A 3,617-nucleotide genomic window follows, 5' to 3' on the forward strand; every position below is an offset into this window, starting at 1 on the left:
CCCACCGCGGCAGGTTCCAGCTCCGGACGAGCCCGCACCCACTCCCGCAGCCGACCCGCCTGCGCGGTCAGACCCGCGGCGGAGCGCCCCGACACCACCCAGGCGGTCGGGCCGGCGGTCCCGAGGGACGCGGGGGCGTGCCCCTCGCCGCCGCCGTTCGTGTCCGCGTCCACGTCGGCCTCGGTCGGCTCGGGGGCCTCCTCGACGATGACGTGCGCGTTGGTGCCGCTGAGGCCGAACGACGAGACACCGGCGCGGCGGACCCGGCCGTCGACCGGCCACGGCAGCGGCTGCGAGAGCAGCTTCACCTCGCCCGCCGACCAGTCCACGTGCGGCGACGGCTCGTCCGCGTACAGCGTCTGCGGCAACTCGCCGTGCTGCAGGGCCAGCACCATCTTGATCACACCGGCCACACCGGCCGCCGCCTGTGTGTGCCCGATGTTCGACTTCACCGAGCCGAGCCACAGGGGCCGGTCCTCCGGGCGGTTCTGCCCGTACGTGGCGAGCAGTGCCTGCGCCTCGATCGGGTCGCCCAGTTTCGTGCCGGTGCCGTGTGCCTCGACGACGTCGACGTCGGCCGGTGACAGCCGGGCGTTCGCGAGGGCGGCGCGGATGACGCGCTGCTGCGAGGGGCCGTTCGGTGCCGTCAGGCCGTTGGAGGCACCGTCCTGGTTGACCGCGGTGCCGCGGACCACCGCCAGCACCTGGTGGCCGTTGCGCAGGGCGTCCGACAGCCGCTCCACGACGAGTACGCCCACGCCCTCGGCCCAGCCGGTGCCGTCGGCGTCCGCGGAGAACGCGCGGCAGCGGCCGTCGGCCGACAGACCCTGCTGCCGGGAGAAGTCTATGAAGGTGCTCGGCGTCACCATGACGGTGACACCACCGGCGAGCGCGAGCGAGCACTCGCCCGACCGGATCGCCTGTGCGGCCAGGTGGAGCGCGACGAGGGAGGAGGAGCATGCCGTGTCCACGGTGACCGCCGGGCCCTCCAGGCCCATCACGTAGGACACGCGGCCGGACAGCACGCTGGTGGCGTTGCCGGTCATCAGGTGCCCGTCGACCCCGGAGGCGTGCCGACCGGTGAGGGCCATGCCGATGCCGTAGCCGGAGGCGAAGCCGCCCGCGAACACGCCGGTCGCGCTGCCGCGAAGCGCGCTCGGGTCGATCCCGGCCCGCTCCAGCGCCTCCCACGACACCTCCAGCAGCAGGCGCTGCTGCGGATCCATCGCCAGCGCCTCGTGCGGGCTGATGCCGAAGAAGCCGGCGTCGAAGTCCGCGGCCTCCCGCAGGAAGGCGCCGGACTGCGTGTAGGAGGTGCCGGTGCTCTGCGCGTCCGGGTCGTAGACACTTTCCAGGTCCCAGCCGCGGTCGGTCGGGAAGGCGCCGACGGCGTCGCCGCCGGAGGCCAGCAGGTCCCAGAACTCCTCCGGGCTGCCCACGCCTCCCGGGAACCGGCACGCCATGCCGACGATGGCCAGCGGCTCGTCGGCAGCGACCGCGACGACGGGGGCGGCCTCGGCGGCTCCCTCCTGCCGGCCGGTCATCTCGGCGCGCAGGAACTCGGCCAGCACCGCCGGCGTCGGGTAGTCGAAGACCAGCGTGGCCGGGAGCCGCAGCCCGGTGACGGCGTTCAGCCGATTGCGCAGTTCGACCGCCGTGAGCGAGTCGAAGCCGAGTTCCTTGAACGCCCGCCGGTCCTGCACCGCCTCCGCCGAGGCGTGCCCGAGCACCGCGGCAGCCTCGGCGCGCACCACGTCGGTGAGTGCCCGCTCCTGTTCGGCCCGGCCGAGGCCGGTCAGCCGCCGTACCAGCGCGCCCTCGCCGGCGATCTCGGGGGCGGCGGCCGCGGTGGCCGGGCGGCGGATCTCGGGCAGGTCGCGGACGAGCGGCATCTCCCGTATGTCCGCCGCGCCGGGCGCGGCGGTGAGCTGCGCCCAGTCGACGTCCATCACGGTCACGACGGCATCAGGGCCCTGGAGGGCCTCGCCCAGCGCGCGTACGGCCAGGTGCGGGTCCATCGGGGGCATCGCGCCCCGTTTGACGCGGGCGCGCACGGCTTCGCTGGTCCCGGCGAAGCCTCCGCCGGCCCAGGCGCCCCAGGCCACGGCGAGACCGGCCAGGCCGCGGCCGCGCCGGTTCTCGGCCAGGGCGTCCAGGAAGGCGTTCGCCGCCGCGTAGTTGCCCTGCCCCGCCGTGCCCAGGGTGGAGGCGGACGAGGAGAAGAGGACGAACGCGTCCAGGTCGAGGCCGGACGTCAGCTCGTCGAGCAGGGCCGCGCCCGTGGCCTTCGCCGCCAGCACCGTCTCCAGCCGTGCGGCGGAGAGCCGGTCCACGACACCGTCGTCCAGCGCTCCCGCGGTGTGCATCACGGAGGACACCGCGGGTCCGTCGTCCGCGGCCCGGGCCAGCAGCCCGGACAGGTCGGCGCGGTCCTGGACGTCGCAGGCCACGACGTCCACGCGGGTGCCCTGGGCTGCCAGTTCGGCGGCCGTCGCCGCCACGCCCGCCGCCGCGGGACCGGAGCGGCTGGTCAGCAGCACGCGGGGCGCGCCGCGTCCGGCCACCCACCGGGCGACGTGCCCGGCGATCGCGCCGGTGCCGCCCGTGATGAGCGTCGTACCGCGCGGCGTCCAGGGTTCGGCGTGGGAGCGGGGCTGCGCTGCGCGGGTCAGGCGGCGGCCGAGGATCCCGGCCGGGCGGATCGCGACCTGGTCCTCGCCGCACCCGGCGACCACTGCGGCCAGCCGGGCACCGGCCCGTTCGTCGAGGACGGCAGGCAGGTCGACCAACCCGCCCCACCGGTCGGGGTGTTCCAGCGCCACGACCCGGCCGAGGCCCCACACCTGCGCCTGCACCGGGTTCGGCGGCACCTCGCCCGGACCGCCCGCGACGGCGCCGCGGCTGAGGATCCACAGGGGCGCCTCGATGCCGACGTCGCCGAGGGCCTGCACCAGGCCGAGCGTGGCCGCCAGGCCACCGGCCACCACCGGGTGGTCCGGCAGCGGCGTCTCGTCCAGGGCCAGCAGCGACACCACGCCGGAGACGGCGGACGGCTCGGTGCCCTCCAGCGCCCGGCCGAGCAGCGCGGCCACGTCGGCCCGCTCCACGGCCGAGGCCGCGACCTCGGCCAGGACCGCCTCGGCGCCACGGCCGCGCAACGCCGCCACGCACTCCTGCACCGTGTCTCCGGCGATTCCGGCAGGGGCCGCCACCAGCCAGACTCCCGACAGGGCGCGGGGGGCGGGCTCGGTCACCGGCGCCCAGCCGGTGCGGTAGCGCCAGCCGGCCGTCACCGACCGGTCCTGCTCGCTGCGCCGCCACGCCGCGAGCGCCGGCAGGAACTCACTCAACGGGCGGTCGCCGTCCACCGTGAGCGTGTCGGCGAGCTGTGTCAGGTCCCCGCCCTCGACGGCCGCCCAGAACCGCGCCTCGGCCTCCGTACCCGCGCCGTCGCCGCCCGCGACCGCCCCGGTCGGCAGGTGCAGTTCACCCTGCGGCCAGTAGTGCTCGTGCCGGAAGGCGTACGTCGGCAGCTCGACACGGTCCGCCTTCGGCACCACGGCAGCCCACTGCACGGCCACACCGTGCACGAACGCCCGCGCCAGACCCGCCACCAA

At 76.1% G+C, this 3,617-nt stretch carries 1 protein-coding gene; it reads right to left on the bottom strand.

Going from position 1 to position 3,617, the window contains the following annotated elements; translation table 11 throughout:
• Positions 1-3,575, bottom strand: a 3,575-nt coding sequence (locus AB0H32_RS47385; protein WP_361135657.1) for an SDR family NAD(P)-dependent oxidoreductase, incomplete at its 3' end; no start/stop codon positions are given.
• Between the last annotated feature and the right edge of the window lie 42 nt (positions 3,576-3,617).

The sequence above is a fragment of the Streptomyces sp. NPDC020362 genome (genome assembly GCF_040642095.1).
Classification (GTDB): Bacteria; Actinomycetota; Actinomycetes; order Streptomycetales; family Streptomycetaceae; genus Streptomyces.